This is a genomic window from Pseudomonas simiae, assembly GCF_900111895.1.
GTDB lineage: Bacteria > Pseudomonadota > Gammaproteobacteria > Pseudomonadales > Pseudomonadaceae > Aquipseudomonas > Aquipseudomonas simiae.
In genome coordinates, this window is the sequence record NZ_FOKB01000009.1 from 168,808 (window position 1) to 184,477 (window position 15,670).

The window sequence follows — 15,670 nt, forward strand, 5'->3', positions numbered from 1 at the left end:
CTTGTCCTCATTCGCGCAAACTTGGTGCCGGCGATGGCCGGCAGGAAAACTCAAGAAGCCAGTGGCGATACTTGCCAAAGCCCGTTCTGCAGAATCAATTGCCGGTCGCAGTCCGCTTCACGGGCGGCGGCCAATGGTTGCCCAGGCAAAGCCTGGACGACACGCTGACCCTCACTGCGCAACTGGCAAACCTGCTGCCAGAGTGCTGCGTCCGTACTGTCGGGCATCCAAATGCCACCAGACGGTAGCTCGACCTCAGCACGCCCCAGGGTCACCAGGGTTTTCAAATCGGTGGAGAAACCAGTGGCCGGACGCGCCCGACCGAAGTCGGCGCCGATATCGTCATAACGACCACCTTGGGCGATGGCCTGGCCAACACCCGGTACAAATACCGCGAACACCACACCAGTGTGGTAGTGGTAGCCGCGCAACTCACCCAGATCAAAGTACAGCGGCAGCTCCGGGAAGCGCGCCGACAACTGCTCGGCAATCGCCAGCACGTCGTCCAGCGCAGCCAGTACCGGCGCCGGCGCGTTGGCCAGGCGCTGACGCGCGGCGACCAGCACTTCACGGCCGCCGCACAGGTTGACCAATGCACGCAGCATGTCAGCCAGATCGGCAGGCACACCGGCGGTCAGGGCGATCACTTCATCGATGGCCTTGCGTTGCAAGGCATCGAAGAGCTGCTGTTCCACTTCACCGGACAAACCAGCCGCACGGGCCAGGCCACGGTAGATACCCACGTGTCCCAGGTCCATGTGAACATCCGGCACATCGGCCAATTGCAGCATGGCCAGCATCAAGCTGATCACTTCAACATCGCTGCTCGGGCTGGCATCGCCGTACAACTCGGCGCCCAGCTGGATCGGGCTCCGGGACGACGACAACGCACGCGGCTGTGCATGCAGCACGCTGCCGGCATAGCAAAGACGGCTCGGACCTTCGCGGCGCAGGGTATGCGCATCGATACGCGCCACTTGCGGCGTGATGTCGGCACGGAAACCCATTTGCCGGCCCGACTGCGGGTCGATGACCTTGAAGGTGCGCAGATCCAGGTCCTGGCCCGCGCCGGTCAGCAGGGATTCCAGGTACTCGATATGGGGGGTCACGACAAACTCGTAACCCCAGCTCTGGAACAGATCCAACACCTGGCGACGCGCTACTTCAATGCGCGCAGCTTCTGGTGGCAGTACTTCTTCGATGCCATCTGGCAGCAGCCAGCGGTCTACCGTTGCCATTACGCCATTCCCCTTTGATCCGGGCGGCCAGCCCTCGGCCGAGCCTTGAGTGAAGCAGAAAACACCCGCCCCCTGCATAAACCACGCGCAAGAGCGACGTGACGAACGGCCTGCAATCGGCCTCGTCGGGCACTTTCCTCGAAAAACCTGTCACGCCTGCCGAATCAAACATGCAGACGCAAAAAAGCCGGGAATTTCCCGGCTGCCGCATCATACACCCGTTTTCTGAAAGGATCACCCCGCCAGGCGTTTTAGCCGCCCGACGGAGATGACACCTACAGAATCACAGGCTGGTTACTTGGACTTTTCCAGGTAGCGGAAGAAGTCGCTGCTTGGGTCCAGCACCATGACGTCGGTTTTGTTCGCGAAGCTTTCACGGTAGGCGCGCAGGCTACGGTAGAACGCGTAGAACTCCTGGTCCTGTCCGTAGGCCTTGGCGTAGATCGCCGCCGCTTGAGCATCGCCATCACCACGGGCCTCTTCAGACTCGCGATAGGCTTCGGCCAGCAGGACACGGCGCTGACGGTCGGCATCCGCTCGGATACCTTCAGCCAACTCGTTACCCTTGGCGCGGTGCTCACGGGCTTCACGCTCACGCTCGGTGCTCATCCGCTCGAACACGCTGCGGTTCACTTCCTTCGGCAGGTCGATAGCCTTGACCCGGACATCAACCACTTCGATGCCCAGCTCTTTTTCCGCCATCGTGTTCAGCGAACGGGTGATGTCAGCCATCAGCGCATCACGCTCACCGGAAACCACCTCATGCAGGGTGCGCTTACCAAACTGGTCACGCAGGCCCGACTCCAGACGGCGCGACAAACGCTCGTCGGCAATCTGCTTGAGGCCGGAGGTCGCAGTGTAGAAGCGCTCGGCATCCTTGACGCGCCACTTGGCGTAAGCGTCAACCATCACGGCTTTCTTTTCCAGGGTCAGGAAGCGCTGTGTCGGTGCATCCAGGGTCATCAGGCGGGCGTCGAACTTGCGCACCTGGTTGACGTAGGGGACTTTCACATGCAGGCCCGGCTGGACATCCGCCTGGACCACGCGACCGAATTGCAGCAGCACCGCACGCTCGGTCTGAGCCACGATGTAGAAGCAGTTCCAGGCAGCGATGACCACGACGACGCCCACAATCAGGGCGGTCAGCGATTTATTGCTCATCAACGACTCTCCCTGGTACGTGTTTGCTGTTGCAGCAAGTCAGCGGCCGCACGGGCGCTCGCTTCGTTGGCAGCGGCAGTGGAACCGGTGGACGGTGCGCTGGTGCTGCTACGACCACCTTCGATCATCTTGTCCAGCGGCAGGTACAGCAGGTTGTTCTGCCCACCTTTGCTGCCGGTCACGAGAACCTTGCTGGTGTTGCTGAAGACTTCCTGCATGGTGTCCAGGTACAGACGCTCACGCGTGACTTCTGGCGCCTTGCGGTACTCGGCGACCAACTTGGTAAAGCGATCCGCCTCACCCTTGGCACGAGAGACCACTTCGTCGCGATAACCGTTGGCGTCCTCGAGGATGCGCTGGGCCTGACCACGGGCTTCCGGCACGACGCCGTTGGCGTAGGTTTCAGCCTGGTTGCGCGAGCGCTGCTCGTCTTCACGGGCACGGATCACGTCATCGAAGGCTTCCTGTACTTCGCGCGGTGCGGCTGCGCTCTGTACGTTCACCTGGGTGACGGTAATACCGGTGCGATAGGTATCGAGGAACCGTTGCAGGCGCTCCTTGATCTCGCTGGCCATCAATTCACGCCCTTCGGTCAGCACCTGGTCCATCGCGGTAGAACCGACGACATGGCGCAGGGCACTTTCGGTAGCGTGTTGCAGGCTGATTTCCGGCTGATCAACGTTCAGCACGAAGTCCTGCAGGTTGCTGATCTTGTACTGCACGGTCAGCGGCACTTCGACGATGTTCTCGTCTTCGGTCAGCATCTGGCCCTGCTTGGTGTAGGCACGCTCACGCGTGACGTTTTCCATGTACTTCTTGTCGATCGGCGGGAAATAGATGTTCAGGCCAGGGCCGACAGTCTCGTAGTATTTGCCGAAGCGCAGCACCACGGCTTGCTCCTGCTCGTCCACCACGTAGACGGCGCTGTACAGCCATACGGCCGCCAGCACGACAAGACCCAGGCCCAGCAGGCCATAGCCGCCGCCCTTGCTTGTGCGACCACCGTCGTCACCACCCCGTTTTTTTCCACCACCGAACAACCCATTCAGGCTTTCCTGCAGCTTTCGGAAGGCCTCGTCGAGATCTGGTGGCCCCTTGCGGTCGCCATTATTGCGGCGTTTACCACCCCAAGGATCCTGATTATTCGAGTTGCCACCCGGCTCATTCCAAGCCATAGCGCTCTCCATCTGATAAAGCAAAGACGCACCCACGGCGCGCCGACCAATGCTACAGAATGCCTGCCACCGCGGCACAACCGCTTTAGGAGGCTTTTATTGCAAAGTGTGTTGTTCGATGAACTCTGCCGGTACAACGCCTTCACGGCTGACCAGCCGATTCAGCTCCGAGCGCGGCAATCGAACGGCCAGCAAGCTGACACCTTCTTCGTCGTGTTCTTCTTTCTGCACCGCACCCAGCTCGAAAAACTGTGCACGCAGTCGAGCAAAACGCTGGGGCAAGCGCAAGGTGCCGACGAACAAATCGCTGCCGAGCAACTCGGCAATGGCTTGTTCAAGCAACTCAAGACCACTGCCATCACGCGCCGACAGCCAGACCCGCTGGGGCTTGCCATTCTCATCGCGCTGGATTTGTGGCTCAACGCCTTCAAGCAAATCGAGTTTGTTATAGACCTCGAGGATCGGCAAGTCCTGGGCACCGATCTCGCCCAGTACCAGCATCACCTGTTCAATCTGCAACATGCGATCCGGTTCGGCCGCATCGATCACGTGCAACAGCAGGTCGGAGTTGCTCGACTCTTCGAGCGTAGACCGAAATGCCTCGACCAGCTTGTGCGGCAAGTGACGAATGAAACCTACGGTGTCGGCCAGGACAATCGGCCCCAGGTCGTCCAGATCCAGACGACGCAAGGTCGGGTCGAGGGTGGCGAACAGTTGGTCGGCCGCGTACACGTCCGATTTCGTCACGTTATTGAAGAGTGTGGATTTGCCGGCGTTGGTATAGCCCACCAGCGACACGGTCGGGATATCCGCACGGGAACGACCCCGTCGTGATTGCTCACGCTGGCTGCGGACCTTCTCCAGGCGACCCTTGATCTGGCGCAGGCGAACCCGCAACAGGCGTCGGTCGGTTTCGAGCTGGGTTTCACCCGGACCACGCATGCCGATGCCGCCACCTTGACGCTCAAGGTGAGTCCAGCCGCGGACCAGGCGAGTGCTCATGTGATCAAGCTGGGCCAGTTCGACCTGGAGCTTGCCTTCATGGGTACGGGCGCGCTGGGCGAAAATATCGAGAATCAGACCGGTACGGTCGATCACGCGACACTCGAAGACACGTTCGAGGTTACGTTCCTGACTGGGCGTGAGGACGTGATTGAAGATCACCAGATCGGCTTCTTCGGCGTGCACCAGGTCGCGCAGTTCCTCGACCTTGCCGCTGCCAATCAGGAATTTGGCGGTTGGCCGATGACGCGGTACGTTAAAAAACGCAACGGTCTCGGCGCCGGCCGAATTTGCCAACTCCTGAAACTCCTGCGGATCTTCGCGCGCCTCAGGGTCCTGTCCATCCAAGTGAACGAGGATTACTCGCTCACCACCACCGTGGCGCTCAAAGAACAAAGGAGACTCCTATCAGGCGTTACCTGGCTCAGCGTCAGCTGCATCATCACCTGCTGCGCTAGGCAGACGGATTGGACGAACTGGAACGACTGTCGAGATAGCGTGCTTGTAGACCATCTGGCTGACGGTGTTCTTCAGCAGGATCACGAACTGGTCGAACGACTCGATCGTGCCCTGCAGCTTGATACCGTTGACCAGGTAGATGGAAACCCCCACTTTCTCTTTACGTAAAGTATTCAAGTAAGGGTCTTGTAGCGAATGCCCTTTTGACATGTGCCGCACTCCTTTAAGGATCAATAATAAAAAAATCGGAAAATAGATAGCTTATGGCCGTCACACCCCCAAGGATAGACGGCAATTGCAGGGACTCAGCTCAATATGGAGACCGTTCCCAAGTATTTCAAGGCGCGTGACAGATTGTCGCTGTCCAGACTGTCCAGCCAGTGCAAATCGCTCCAGCTGCGCAACCAGGTGAACTGGCGTTTCGCCAATTGGCGCGTGGCAATGATGCCGCGTTCCTGCATTTCGGCTGACGTCAGCTTGCCATCCAGATGATCCCAGACTTGACGGTAGCCTACAGCACGTATCGAAGGTAACCCTGGGTGCAGGTCACCTCTGGAACGCAGAGCTACGACCTCGTCCACAAACCCCTGTTCCAACATAATTGTGAATCTTTGTGCAATTCGTTCATGCAGCACCTGACGATTTGCCGGAGCGATGGCCAGATTCGCCACAGTATAGGGCAATTGTGATGCGCCAGATGCGCCTGCGTCAGCACTTTGCGCACTTTGTTTCAGCCGGTGTTCAGTCATGGTCTGCCCGCTGACACGCCAGACCTCCAAGGCGCGAGTGAGGCGCTGGGGGTCATTGGGGTGAATGCGCGCGGCAGATATTGGGTCTACCGACGCCAACTGGTCGTGCAAGGCTTGCCAGCCAAGGCGTGCAGCCTCTTCTTCCAGTTCGGCGCGCACCTGGGCGTCGGCCGGCGGCATGTCCGCCAGGCCCTCCTGCAAAGCCTTGTAATAGAGCATCGTGCCGCCCACCAGCAGCGGAATATTGCCTCGCGCGGTGATGTCAGCCATGGCAGCCAGGGCGTTTGTGCGAAAATCCGCGGCCGAATAGCTCTCTGACGGGTCGATGATGTCGATCAACTGATGCGGATACTGGGCCAGCAGCGCTTTTGATGGCTTGGCGGTGCCGATGTCCATGTCCCGGTAAACCAGGGCCGAGTCGACACTGATCAGCTCGCACGGCAGCACCTTGGTCAGCTCGATGGCCAGGTCGGTCTTGCCGGCGGCCGTAGGACCCATCAGGAAGATGGCGGGGGGCAAGGCACTCATCAACGGCCGCGCAGGAAGAGTTTGTCCAGATCGTCCAGGCCCATCTGGGTCCAGGTCGGTCGGCCATGGTTGCATTGCCCGCTGCGTTCGGTGTTTTCCATGTCGCGCAGCAGGCCGTTCATTTCCGGCAAGGCCAGGCGGCGATTGGCGCGAATGGCACCGTGGCAGGCCATGGTGCCGAGCAGTTCGTTGATGTGGGCCTGGATGCGGTCACTGGTGCCGTATTCCATCAGGTCAGCCAGTACGTCGGCCACCAGCCGGTTGGCCTCGGCCTGCTTGAGCAGCGCAGGAATCTGACGGATGGCCAGGGTTTCCGGGCCCAGGCGCTGCAGTTCGAAGCCCAGCTTCTGGAACACGCTGTGGTGCTCTTCGGCACAATCGGCCTCGCGCTGGCTGACTGCCAGCGACTCCGGCACCAGCAGCGGCTGGCCGCTGAGGCCTTCGCTGGCCATGGCAATCTTGAGGCGTTCGTACATGATCCGCTCGTGGGCGGCGTGCATGTCCACCAGCACCAGGCCATGGGCGTTTTCCGCCAGGATGTAGATGCCCTTGAGCTGCGCCAACGCGTAGCCCAACGGCGGGATATCTCCACCGCCTTCCGGCAGGGCAACCGGCGCGCCCGGTTCAGCACCCGGCAGCGGCGCGAAAAACTCGCGGTAAGCAGCCTGGGCCTCAGCCACCGGCACCGCCGACTGTGGACGCGGGGTGTATTGGTATTGATAACCCGAGCCGGCGCCGGCATTCGGCGCGGTATAGGACGGTTGCGACTGCGGCGATTGCAACAGGTTGGCCGCCAGGCTCATTTCGCCCTGGGGGCCAAACTCACCGGCTTGCGGGCCACTTGGGCGGACCACGGCCGTCACAATGGGCGCGGCCAATTGATCATCTGGACGCACATCACCCAGGGTGCGGTGCAGGGTGCCATAGAGGAAGTCGTGCACCATGCGTCCGTCACGGAAGCGCACTTCGTGCTTGGTGGGGTGCACGTTAACGTCCACCACCGCCGGGTCGACCTCAAAAAACAGCACAAACGTTGGGTGCCGCCCGTTGAACAGCACATCGCGATAGGCCTGGCGCACCGCGTGGGCCACCAGTTTGTCGCGCACCGCACGGCCATTCACAAAGAAATACTGCAAGTCCGCCTGGCTGCGGGAGAAGGTCGGCAAGCCGACCCAGCCCCACAGGCGCAGGCCATTGCGTTCGATTTCAATCGGCAGCGCCTGCTCCAGGAACCCCGGCCCGCAGATCGCCGACACACGGCGAGCGCGCGCGGCGTCATCGTGGGCTTCGTGCAAACTGAGGATGGTCTTGCCGTTATGACGCAAGTGAAACGCCACGTCGAAGCGGGCCAAGGCCAGGCGTTTGATGACTTCCTGCAGGTGATCGAATTCGGTTTTTTCGGCCTTGAGGAATTTACGCCGCGCCGGGGTGTTGAAGAACAGGTCGCGCACTTCCACCGAAGTACCGACGGGATGGGCTGCCGGCTGGACCCGAGGTGCCATGTCGCGACCTTCGGTTTCCACTTGCCAGGCCTGCTCGGCGCTGCGAGTGCGAGACGTCAGGGTCAGGCGCGCCACAGAGCTGATAGAGGCCAGGGCCTCACCGCGAAAGCCCAGGCTCATCACCCGTTCCAGGTCTTCCAAGTCGCGAATCTTGCTGGTGGCGTGACGCGCCAAGGCCAGCGGCAAGTCGTCGGAAGAAATGCCGCTGCCATCATCACGCACCCGCAGCAGCTTGACGCCGCCCTGCTCCACGTCGACATCAATGCGCTTGGCGCCGGAGTCGATGCTGTTTTCCAGCAGCTCCTTGATCACCGATGCCGGACGCTCCACAACCTCGCCCGCCGCAATCTGGTTGGCAAGACGTGGGCTCAGCAGTTCGATGCGTGAGCCGTTGTCCAGAATGGATTCGCTCATTACTGTGCCGCCAATTCAGTGCCAGGGATGGTCAACACCTGGCCGACTTTCAATTCATCCGTCTTCAGGTTGTTGGCGCTGCGCAAGGTAGCGGCCGACACCTGGAAACGCACGGCCAGCATGGCCAGGGTGTCGCCGGGCTGCACGCGATGGTCACGCGGGCCCTGAGCGATTTTCCCGGAGTCACGCAGCCAGGCGATATAGGTGCCCGGTGGCGGATTCTGCTGGAAGAACTGGCGAACACCGGCGCTGATGGAACGCGCCAGCGCCTGCTGGTGGCTGCCGGTCGCCAGTTTCGAGGCTTCGTTGGAATTGGAGATAAAGCCGGTTTCCACCAGGATCGAGGGGATGTCCGGCGATTTCAGCACCATGAAGCCCGCTTGCTCTACGCGCTGTTTGTGCAGCGGCGTAACGCGGCCGATATTGCTCAGGACCTTCTGGCCGACGTTCAGGCTGGACGTCAGCGAAGCGGTCATCGACAGGTCGAGCAACACACCGGCGAGCATTTTGTCCTTGTCATCGAGTGATACGTTGCCGGCTCCGCCGATCAGGTCGGAACGGTTTTCACTGTCGGCCAGCCAACGCGCGGTCTCGGAGGTAGCGCCGCGATCCGACAGGGCAAACACCGAGGCGCCAAAGGCTGCGGCCGAAGGCGCAGCGTCGGCATGGATCGACACGAACAGGTCGGCGCCCTTCTTACGGGCGATTTCGGTACGGCCGCGCAATGGAATGAAGTAGTCGCCGGTACGGGTCAGCTCGGCGCGGTAGCCTTTCATCGCATTGATCTGACGCTGCAGTTCACGGGCAATCGCCAGTACCACGTCTTTTTCATGCTGACCGCGTGAACCGGAGGCACCCGGATCCTCACCACCGTGACCAGCATCGATCACCACGATAATGTCGCGCTTGCCGGCCGGAGCCGGTGGTGGCGGAGGCAGCTTGACCTGCGGTTGCGACGGATTGACCGGAACCGCCGGGACAGTCGCAACGCTCGGGGGCGGTGCAGGTGGCGGGTTGGCATCGGCGGCATTGTCGAACAGGTCGACCACCAGTCGGTTGCCGTACTGGGCGTTAGGCGCCAGGGAGAAGCTTTTCGGGGTCACGACCTTTTTCAGGTCGATCACCACGCGCAGGTCGGTCGGTGTCCGTTGGGCCGAGCGCATGGCGGTAATCGGGGTATTGGCGGTGGACACTTTCAACGGCGCGGCCAGGGTCGCGCCGTTGATGTCGATCACCAGGCGATCGGGCGCCGTCAGGGTAAAGACGCTGTGCTGGACCGGCCCAGACAGGTCGAACACCAGTCGCGTGTTATCCGGCGCTCGCCACAGGCGCACACTTTTTACCTGTGAAGCAGCCAGAGCATTGACAGTCATTGCCGCAAGCAACACCCCCACGACAGCAACCAACGCGCGAAAGCGCATACCTAACCCCACCAATTATTTGAATTCCAATGCCAAAGCGGCGCACCACGACTGGCCGCGCGCGCTCTGGGGCAACAACTTCAACTGACGCCCGTGCTCATGCGGCGTAATGGTAATGGTCATGTCAGGCTTTGGCAAAAAGCCTGTGCCTTTATCTGGCCACTCAATCAGGCACAACGCATCGTCATCGAAGTAATCCCGGATCCCCATGTATTCCAACTCTTCGGGGTCCACCAGACGATAGAGGTCAAAGTGGAAGGCGCGCACCGCACCGATTTCGTAGGGTTCGACCAGGGTGAACGTAGGGCTTTTTACTGCCCCAGTGTGGCCCAACCCGCGGATAATCCCTCGGGACAACGTGGTCTTGCCCGCCCCCAAGTTGCCTTCCAGAAAGATCAGCCCTGTCCCCGCCGTCACCTGCGCAAGGCGTTGCCCGAACGCAACGGTGGCCTCTTCATCGGCCAGGAAAAGGATTACTTCAGACACGGCGACTGCTCCTCCAACAATTGACGAATGGCAGGTATCAAGTCGCTGGCAGCCAAGCCACGACCAAAGGTGCCCTGGCGATCGCCCGCCGTGGCGTGCAACCAAACCGCCAGACAGCTTGCCTCATAGGCCTGCATGCCCTGGGCCAGCAACGCGCCCACCAGGCCGGCCAGGACATCGCCCAGCCCTGCAGTTGCCATCGCCGGATGACCTTGTTCACACCGTGAAACACGTCCGTCCGGGCTGGCAATCAAACTGCCAGCCCCCTTGAGGATAGCCACTGCATTGAATGTCTGGCTCAACGCGCGCGCCACCTTAAGGCGATCGGCCTGAACCTCGGCTATCGAAATGCCCAACAACCGCGCGGCCTCCCCCGGATGCGGGGTGATCACGCAGTTGGCCGGCAAGCTGACGCTGCCGCTGGCGAGTTGGTTCAAGGCATCAGCGTCCCAGACTTGCGGCTGCTTGGCGTTGGCGGCTACAGACAGCAGGCTTTTGCCCCAGGACGCGTCTCCAAGGCCAGGCCCGATCACAATGACCGAGATCTTTTCCAGCAGGCCCATCAGTTGGTTGGCTGAGCTCACACCCACCGTCATGACTTCCGGCAAGCGAGCCAAAGCAGCTGGCACGTGCTCCAGGCGCGTTGCCAGGGACACCATGCCCGCGCCACTGCGCAAGGCACTTTCTGCGCTCAGCAAGGCTGCGCCACCAAAGCCGCGGTCGCCACCTATGACCAACAGGTGGCCAAACCGGCCTTTATGGTCGTCCGGGGAGCGCGCCGCCAGCTGCGGCAAATGGCCGTGCAAGAGGGACTGTACGTCGGTTATTGCGTGTTTTGTCTGCGGCATGCGTCTTCGAGCTCCGATGTCTGGCAGAATTATACCTATCTAACCTGCGGTTTCCCTTGTCTCATGCCTGCCATCACCACCGATCTGCCCGCCCTCGCCCAATCGATCAAAGACTGGGGCCGCGAACTGGGCTTTCAACAAGTCGGCATCAGCGGCCTGGACCTCGCCGAGCATGAGCAGCACCTGCAACGCTGGCTCGACGCGGGCTATCACGGCGAGATGGAGTACATGGGCGCCCATGGCAGCAAACGCTCTCATCCCGATGAACTGGTGCCCGGTACCTTGCGCGTGGTGTCGCTGCGCATGGATTACCTACCGGGCGATACACAAATGGCCCAATTACTGGCCAAGCCGGAAAAAGCCTACATCTCGCGTTACGCCCTGGGCCGCGACTATCACAAGCTGATCCGCAAGCGCGTGCAGCAACTGGCTGACCGCATCCAGGCGCAGATCGGCCCTTTCGGTTTCCGCGCCTTTGTCGACAGCGCACCAGTGCTGGAAAAAGCCATCGCCGAAAAAGCCGGGCTGGGCTGGATCGGTAAAAACACCCTGGTACTCAATCGCAAGGCGGGCAGTTACTTCTTCCTCAGCGAGCTGTTTGTCGACTTGCCGCTGCCGATCGACGCGCCCCACAGCACTGAACACTGCGGCCGCTGCACTGCTTGCCTGGACATCTGCCCCACCAATGCCTTCGTCGGTCCCTATGTGTTGGACGCGCGACGCTGCATTTCCTACCTGACCATCGAGCTCAAACACGCGATTCCCGAGGACCTGCGCCCACTGATCGGCAACCGCGTGTTCGGCTGCGATGACTGTCAGATCGTGTGCCCGTGGAATCGTTTCGCCCGCGCTACCGGCGAAAGCGATTTCAAGCCACGCCACAATCTGGATAACGCAGAACTGGCCGAGTTGTTTATGTGGGACGAGGATAAATTCCTCAGCAGCACCGAAGGCTCACCGCTGCGTCGTGCCGGCTACGAGCGCTGGCTGCGCAATCTCGCGGTGGGCCTGGGCAATGCGCCGTCGAGCATTCCAGTGCTGGAGGCTTTGAAGGCACGCCGGGATTACCCGTCGGAACTGGTGCGCGAACACGTGGAATGGGCACTGAACCAGCACGCCAGCCGCTAGTGCACATCGTCGTTGTAGACGAACTTGGGCATTTCCCAGTGAAAACGGATCGCCAGCAGGCGCAGTAGAAAGCCGCTGAACAGGGTCAGCAGGATCGCTTGCTCGCTGGGCAGCTCCAGATAAAGGCACAGCATATAAAACCAGGCGGCGAGGAACGACACACTGGCGTACAACTCGCGGCGAAAGATCAGCGGGATGTCGTTGCAGAAGATGTCGCGCAGGATGCCGCCGAAGACCCCGGTGATCACCCCGCTGACCGATGCCACCAGCATGCCGTGGCCCATTTCCAGCGCAGTCATGCAACCGATCAGGGTGAAGGCCACCAGGCCCACGGCGTCCAGCGCCAGGAACAGCGAGCGCAGGCGGCGCATCAGCGGTGCGATAAAGATCGTCACCAGTGCGGCAATGGAGGTCAGCACCAGGTATTCCGGGTGCTTGACCCAGGTCAGCGGGTAGTGCCCAAGCAGCACATCACGCACCGAACCGCCACCCAACGCCGTCACACACGCGATCAGCACCACGCCGAACCAGTCCATGCCACGCCGTCCGGCCGACAGCGCGCCGGTCATGGCTTCGGCGGTGATGGCGATGAGGTAGAGCATCAGCAGCATGATGGCGATCCTTGCAATGAGGCCGGCAGTCTAATCATTTGCTGATGGCACCAAAAGAGGGCGCTTGGCGAAAGACCGCGTCGACCCTACCGCAGGCGAGCCAGCTCCCCCATTTGTTCCGCGCGCGTCGTGACAAAACGGTCAAGCGTGGGAGCTGGCTTGCCTGCGATGGCGCCGGGCCAGGCGCCACATCTCAGGCCTTGATGAAATGCTTGCGGTAATGCTGCAGCTCGGCAATCGACTCGCGAATATCATCCAGCGCCAAGTGCGTGCTGCCTTTATGGAAGCTGTCTTTGACTTCCGGCGCCCAACGCGCAGCCAGCTCTTTAAGCGTGGACACATCCAGGTTGCGGTAGTGGAAGTAGCTTTCCAGCGCTTTCATATGCGTATAAAGGAAGCGACGATCCTGGCAGATGCTGTTGCCGCAGATCGGCGACTTGCCCTTGGGCACCCACTTTTCCAGGAAGGCGATGGTCTCGGCTTCTGCTTCGGCCATGCTGATACGGCTGTCGCGCACGCGCTGGGTCAGGCCGGAGTTGCCATGAGTGCGGGTATTCCACTCGTCCATGGTGGCGAGGACGGCGTCGCTGTGGTGGATGGCAATCACCGGCCCTTCGGCCAAGGTGTTGAGGTTGCTGTCGGTGACAATCGTCGCCATTTCGATGATGACGTCGGTGTCAGGGTTCAGACCGGTCATTTCCAGATCGATCCAAATCAGGTTCTGTGGGTTTTGCATGGCTTGATTCTCTTGGCACCTTGGCTTAGCTGCGCAGTTTAGCAGGCAGGGGCATGCTAGACTCGCGACCGTTTTACCTAACCTTTGTATTATCGACACGGAACACCAATGGCCAAACGCCAGCTCAACCGTCGCCAAAACTGGCGCATCGAAAAGATTCAAGGTGAACGCGCCGCTCGCGCCGCCAAACGTGAATCCTCCGCCGTGGAAGCGCTTGAAGGCGGCGACCTGGGCCCCGAGCAAACGGGCCTGGTGATCGCGCACTTTGGTGTACAGGTCGAAGTCGAGGCGCTGGAAGGCGAACTCGCAGGCTCTGTATCCCGTTGCCACCTGCGTGCCAACCTGCCTGCGCTGGTCACCGGCGACAAAGTGGTCTGGCGTGCCGGCAACCAGGGCATCGGCGTGATCGTCGCCCAACTGCCTCGCACCACCGAACTGCGTCGCCCGGACAGCCGCGGCCAGCTCAAGCCAGTGGCGGCCAACGTCGACATGATTGTCATCGTGTTCGCGCCACTGCCTGAGCCGCATGCCAACCTGATCGACCGCTACCTGGTCGCAGCCGAGCACGCCGGCATCCGCCCGCTGTTGCTGTTGAACAAATTCGACCTGATCGACGAACAGAACGCCCCGGCGCTCAACGCCTTGCTGGCGGTGTATCGCACCCTCGGTTACCCGGTGCTGGAGGTTTCGGCGCATCACGGTAATGGTATGGAACAGCTGCAACAGCAGTTGGACGGGCGCATCAGCGTGTTTGTCGGCCAGTCAGGCGTGGGTAAATCCTCGCTGGTCAACAGCCTGCTGCCGGAAGTCGACACCCGTGTAGGCCCGCTGTCGGAACTGTCCGGCCAGGGCACCCACACCACCACCACCGCGCGGCTGTTCCACTTCCCCGGCGGCGGTGAGTTGATCGACTCCCCAGGCATCCGTGAATTCGGCCTCGGCCACGTCAGCCGCAGCGATGTGGAAGCGGGCTTCATCGAATTCAACGACCTGATCGGCACCTGCCGCTTCCGCGACTGCAAACACGACCGCGAGCCGGGCTGTGCGTTGCTCAAGGCGCTGGAGGATGGGCGTGTGCAGCAGCAGCGGATGAACAGCTATCGGTCGATTATTGCGAGTCTGCCCGAAAGCAGTTATTAAACTGCTGAAACAACAAGGCCGCGATCATCGCGGCCTTGTTGTATGTGAAGTCTACGAACCCGTACCTGGCACCGTAGGATCCTTCACCCCACCCTCATCAAACAAATTCAGCTTCTGGCGCAGTTCATGCGCCGGCAACGGCTCCTGCCCTGGCGGAATAGCGTTCGGATCGGCCGGCACTTCACCCGGCGCGCCCGCACCTTGGGTGGGTTGCGGTGCCGGCGGCGGGTCACCCTCAATCGCACGCTGGGCCTTTTTGGTCAGCACCACGATATCGATACGGCGGTTGATCGGGTTGAACGGGTCTTTCGCATCAAACAACTGCGAAGACGCAAACCCCACCACGCGCGCGACTTGCGGGTCCGGGTAGCTACCGGCCACCAACGCACGACGAGCTGCGTTGGCACGGTTGGCCGAGAGCTCCCAGTTGCCGAAGTCGCCCTGCCCCGCATAGGGTTTGGCGTCGGTGTGGCCACTGATGCTGATCTTGTTCGGCACCGCCTTGATGGTGTCGGCCATGGCCAGCAGGATGTCTTCGAAGTACGGCTTCAAGCGCGCACTGCCCGAGTCGAACATCGGTCGGTTGGCCGCATCGGTGATCTGGATGCGCAAACCGTCCGGGGTGATCTCGAACGAAATCTGATCCTTGAACTTCAGCAACTGCGGGTTTTCCTCGACCTTGTTCTGCAGCTCTTGCAGCAACAGCTCAAGACGCTCCTGCTCGACCTGTTCAGCCATGGCCTCGACGGTATCGCGCTCGATCGGGATTTTCTCCTGAGGCGATTCGGTCTTGATTTCCGGGTTGATGGTGCGCTCAGGCGCCAACTGCGGTGAGCCGCCCAGGTCGATCACGAAGGGCGTGCCGCTTTCCGAGAAACCAATCGGGTCTTTGAAGTAGCCGGCAATGGCGATCTTCTGTTCCGGCGTGGCAGTGGACATCAGCCACAGCACCAGGAAGAACGCCATCATCGCCGTCGCAAAGTCGGCGAAGGCGATCTTCCAAGCGCCGCCATGGTGCCCCGCAGCGAAGCGCTTGACGCGCTTGATGATTATCGGCTGGTTGTTTTCCATG

15 protein-coding genes are annotated in these 15,670 nt (G+C 61.0%); 2 read left to right on the forward strand and 13 right to left on the reverse strand.

Going from position 1 to position 15,670, the window contains the following annotated elements; genetic code table 11:
• Positions 1-50: 50 nt before the first annotated feature.
• The 10 genes from BMZ57_RS24305 to BMZ57_RS24350 form a co-directional block, all read right to left on the reverse strand.
• Positions 51-1,238, reverse strand: coding sequence for an ATP phosphoribosyltransferase regulatory subunit (locus BMZ57_RS24305; RefSeq protein WP_010213606.1), 1,188 nt, complete (start codon positions 1,236-1,238; stop codon positions 51-53).
• 294 nt (positions 1,239-1,532) lie between these two features.
• Positions 1,533-2,399, reverse strand: coding sequence for a protease modulator HflC (gene hflC / locus BMZ57_RS24310; RefSeq protein WP_010213607.1), 867 nt, complete (start codon positions 2,397-2,399; stop codon positions 1,533-1,535).
• Positions 2,399-3,574 carry an FtsH protease activity modulator HflK gene (gene hflK / locus BMZ57_RS24315; protein ID WP_010213608.1) on the reverse strand — a complete coding sequence of 392 codons (1,176 nt, stop codon included), beginning with the start codon at positions 3,572-3,574 and terminating at the stop codon, positions 2,399-2,401. Before hflK ends, hflC begins: the two co-directional genes overlap by 1 nt.
• Before the next feature lie 96 nt (positions 3,575-3,670).
• On the reverse strand, positions 3,671-4,972 hold the full coding sequence (hflX, locus tag BMZ57_RS24320; protein ID WP_010213610.1) for a ribosome rescue GTPase HflX: 1,302 nt from the start codon (positions 4,970-4,972) through the stop codon (positions 3,671-3,673).
• 12 nt (positions 4,973-4,984) lie between these two features.
• Positions 4,985-5,245 (reverse strand): RNA chaperone Hfq, encoded by a 261-nt coding sequence (hfq, locus tag BMZ57_RS24325; RefSeq protein WP_003171355.1) that lies wholly within the window; start codon positions 5,243-5,245, stop codon positions 4,985-4,987.
• 95 nt (positions 5,246-5,340) lie between these two features.
• Positions 5,341-6,312, reverse strand: coding sequence for a tRNA (adenosine(37)-N6)-dimethylallyltransferase MiaA (gene miaA, locus BMZ57_RS24330; protein ID WP_047544056.1), 972 nt, complete (start codon positions 6,310-6,312; stop codon positions 5,341-5,343).
• Positions 6,312-8,228, reverse strand: coding sequence for a DNA mismatch repair endonuclease MutL (mutL, locus tag BMZ57_RS24335; RefSeq protein WP_047544058.1), 1,917 nt, complete (start codon positions 8,226-8,228; stop codon positions 6,312-6,314). The genes miaA and mutL overlap by 1 nt, the downstream gene beginning before the upstream one ends.
• On the reverse strand, positions 8,228-9,649 hold the full coding sequence (locus BMZ57_RS24340; RefSeq protein ID WP_010213615.1) for an N-acetylmuramoyl-L-alanine amidase: 1,422 nt from the start codon (positions 9,647-9,649) through the stop codon (positions 8,228-8,230). Before BMZ57_RS24340 ends, mutL begins: the two co-directional genes overlap by 1 nt.
• A 15-nt stretch (positions 9,650-9,664) precedes the next feature.
• Positions 9,665-10,135 (reverse strand): tRNA (adenosine(37)-N6)-threonylcarbamoyltransferase complex ATPase subunit type 1 TsaE, encoded by a 471-nt coding sequence (tsaE, locus tag BMZ57_RS24345; RefSeq protein ID WP_010213616.1) that lies wholly within the window; start codon positions 10,133-10,135, stop codon positions 9,665-9,667.
• Positions 10,123-10,983 (reverse strand): NAD(P)H-hydrate dehydratase, encoded by an 861-nt coding sequence (locus tag BMZ57_RS24350; RefSeq protein WP_047544060.1) that lies wholly within the window; start codon positions 10,981-10,983, stop codon positions 10,123-10,125. Before BMZ57_RS24350 ends, tsaE begins: the two co-directional genes overlap by 13 nt.
• 63 nt (positions 10,984-11,046) lie before the next feature.
• Here BMZ57_RS24350 and queG point away from each other — a divergent pair, with 63 nt between their 5' ends.
• Entirely contained in the window at positions 11,047-12,111 is a 1,065-nt protein-coding gene (queG, locus tag BMZ57_RS24355; RefSeq protein ID WP_010213618.1) for a tRNA epoxyqueuosine(34) reductase QueG, read from the forward strand.
• Here the strand turns inward: queG and BMZ57_RS24360 are convergent.
• On the reverse strand, positions 12,108-12,725 hold the full coding sequence (locus BMZ57_RS24360; RefSeq protein ID WP_174555606.1) for a trimeric intracellular cation channel family protein: 618 nt from the start codon (positions 12,723-12,725) through the stop codon (positions 12,108-12,110). The two genes, queG and BMZ57_RS24360, sit on opposite strands and share 4 nt — an antisense overlap.
• 190 nt (positions 12,726-12,915) lie before the next feature.
• A complete protein-coding gene (orn, locus tag BMZ57_RS24365) occupies positions 12,916-13,458 on the reverse strand; it encodes an oligoribonuclease (RefSeq protein WP_010213620.1) in 543 nt (180 codons plus the stop codon).
• Positions 13,459-13,566: 108 nt separating this feature from the next.
• Between orn and rsgA the strand changes: the two genes are divergently transcribed.
• Positions 13,567-14,598 (forward strand): small ribosomal subunit biogenesis GTPase RsgA, encoded by a 1,032-nt coding sequence (gene rsgA, locus BMZ57_RS24370; RefSeq protein WP_003171340.1) that lies wholly within the window; start codon positions 13,567-13,569, stop codon positions 14,596-14,598.
• A 51-nt stretch (positions 14,599-14,649) separates the two neighbouring features.
• Here the strand turns inward: rsgA and motB are convergent, their stop codons facing one another.
• Positions 14,650-15,669: a flagellar motor protein MotB gene (gene motB, locus BMZ57_RS24375; protein ID WP_010213622.1), complete on the reverse strand. Its 1,020-nt coding sequence runs from the start codon at positions 15,667-15,669 to the stop codon at positions 14,650-14,652.
• Between the last annotated feature and the right edge of the window lies 1 nt (position 15,670).

Excerpts from the sequence above, each read along its gene's own strand:
- hflK (WP_010213608.1), bottom strand. The coding sequence starts at position 3,574 with ATGGCTTGGAATGAGCCGGGTGGCAACTCGAATAATCAGGATCCTTGG.
- BMZ57_RS24340 (WP_010213615.1), bottom strand. The coding sequence starts at position 9,649 with ATGCGCTTTCGCGCGTTGGTTGCTGTCGTGGGGGTGTTGCTTGCGGCA.
- BMZ57_RS24350 (WP_047544060.1), bottom strand. The coding sequence starts at position 10,983 with ATGCCGCAGACAAAACACGCAATAACCGACGTACAGTCCCTCTTGCAC.
- miaA (WP_047544056.1), bottom strand. The coding sequence starts at position 6,312 with ATGAGTGCCTTGCCCCCCGCCATCTTCCTGATGGGTCCTACGGCCGCC.
- hflC (WP_010213607.1), bottom strand. The coding sequence starts at position 2,399 with ATGAGCAATAAATCGCTGACCGCCCTGATTGTGGGCGTCGTCGTGGTC.
- queG (WP_010213618.1), top strand. The coding sequence starts at position 11,047 with ATGCCTGCCATCACCACCGATCTGCCCGCCCTCGCCCAATCGATCAAA.
- rsgA (WP_003171340.1), top strand. The coding sequence starts at position 13,567 with ATGGCCAAACGCCAGCTCAACCGTCGCCAAAACTGGCGCATCGAAAAG.
- motB (WP_010213622.1), bottom strand. The coding sequence starts at position 15,669 with ATGGAAAACAACCAGCCGATAATCATCAAGCGCGTCAAGCGCTTCGCT.
- BMZ57_RS24305 (WP_010213606.1), bottom strand. The coding sequence starts at position 1,238 with ATGGCAACGGTAGACCGCTGGCTGCTGCCAGATGGCATCGAAGAAGTA.
- hfq (WP_003171355.1), bottom strand. The coding sequence starts at position 5,245 with ATGTCAAAAGGGCATTCGCTACAAGACCCTTACTTGAATACTTTACGT.
- orn (WP_010213620.1), bottom strand. The coding sequence starts at position 13,458 with ATGCAAAACCCACAGAACCTGATTTGGATCGATCTGGAAATGACCGGT.
- mutL (WP_047544058.1), bottom strand. The coding sequence starts at position 8,228 with ATGAGCGAATCCATTCTGGACAACGGCTCACGCATCGAACTGCTGAGC.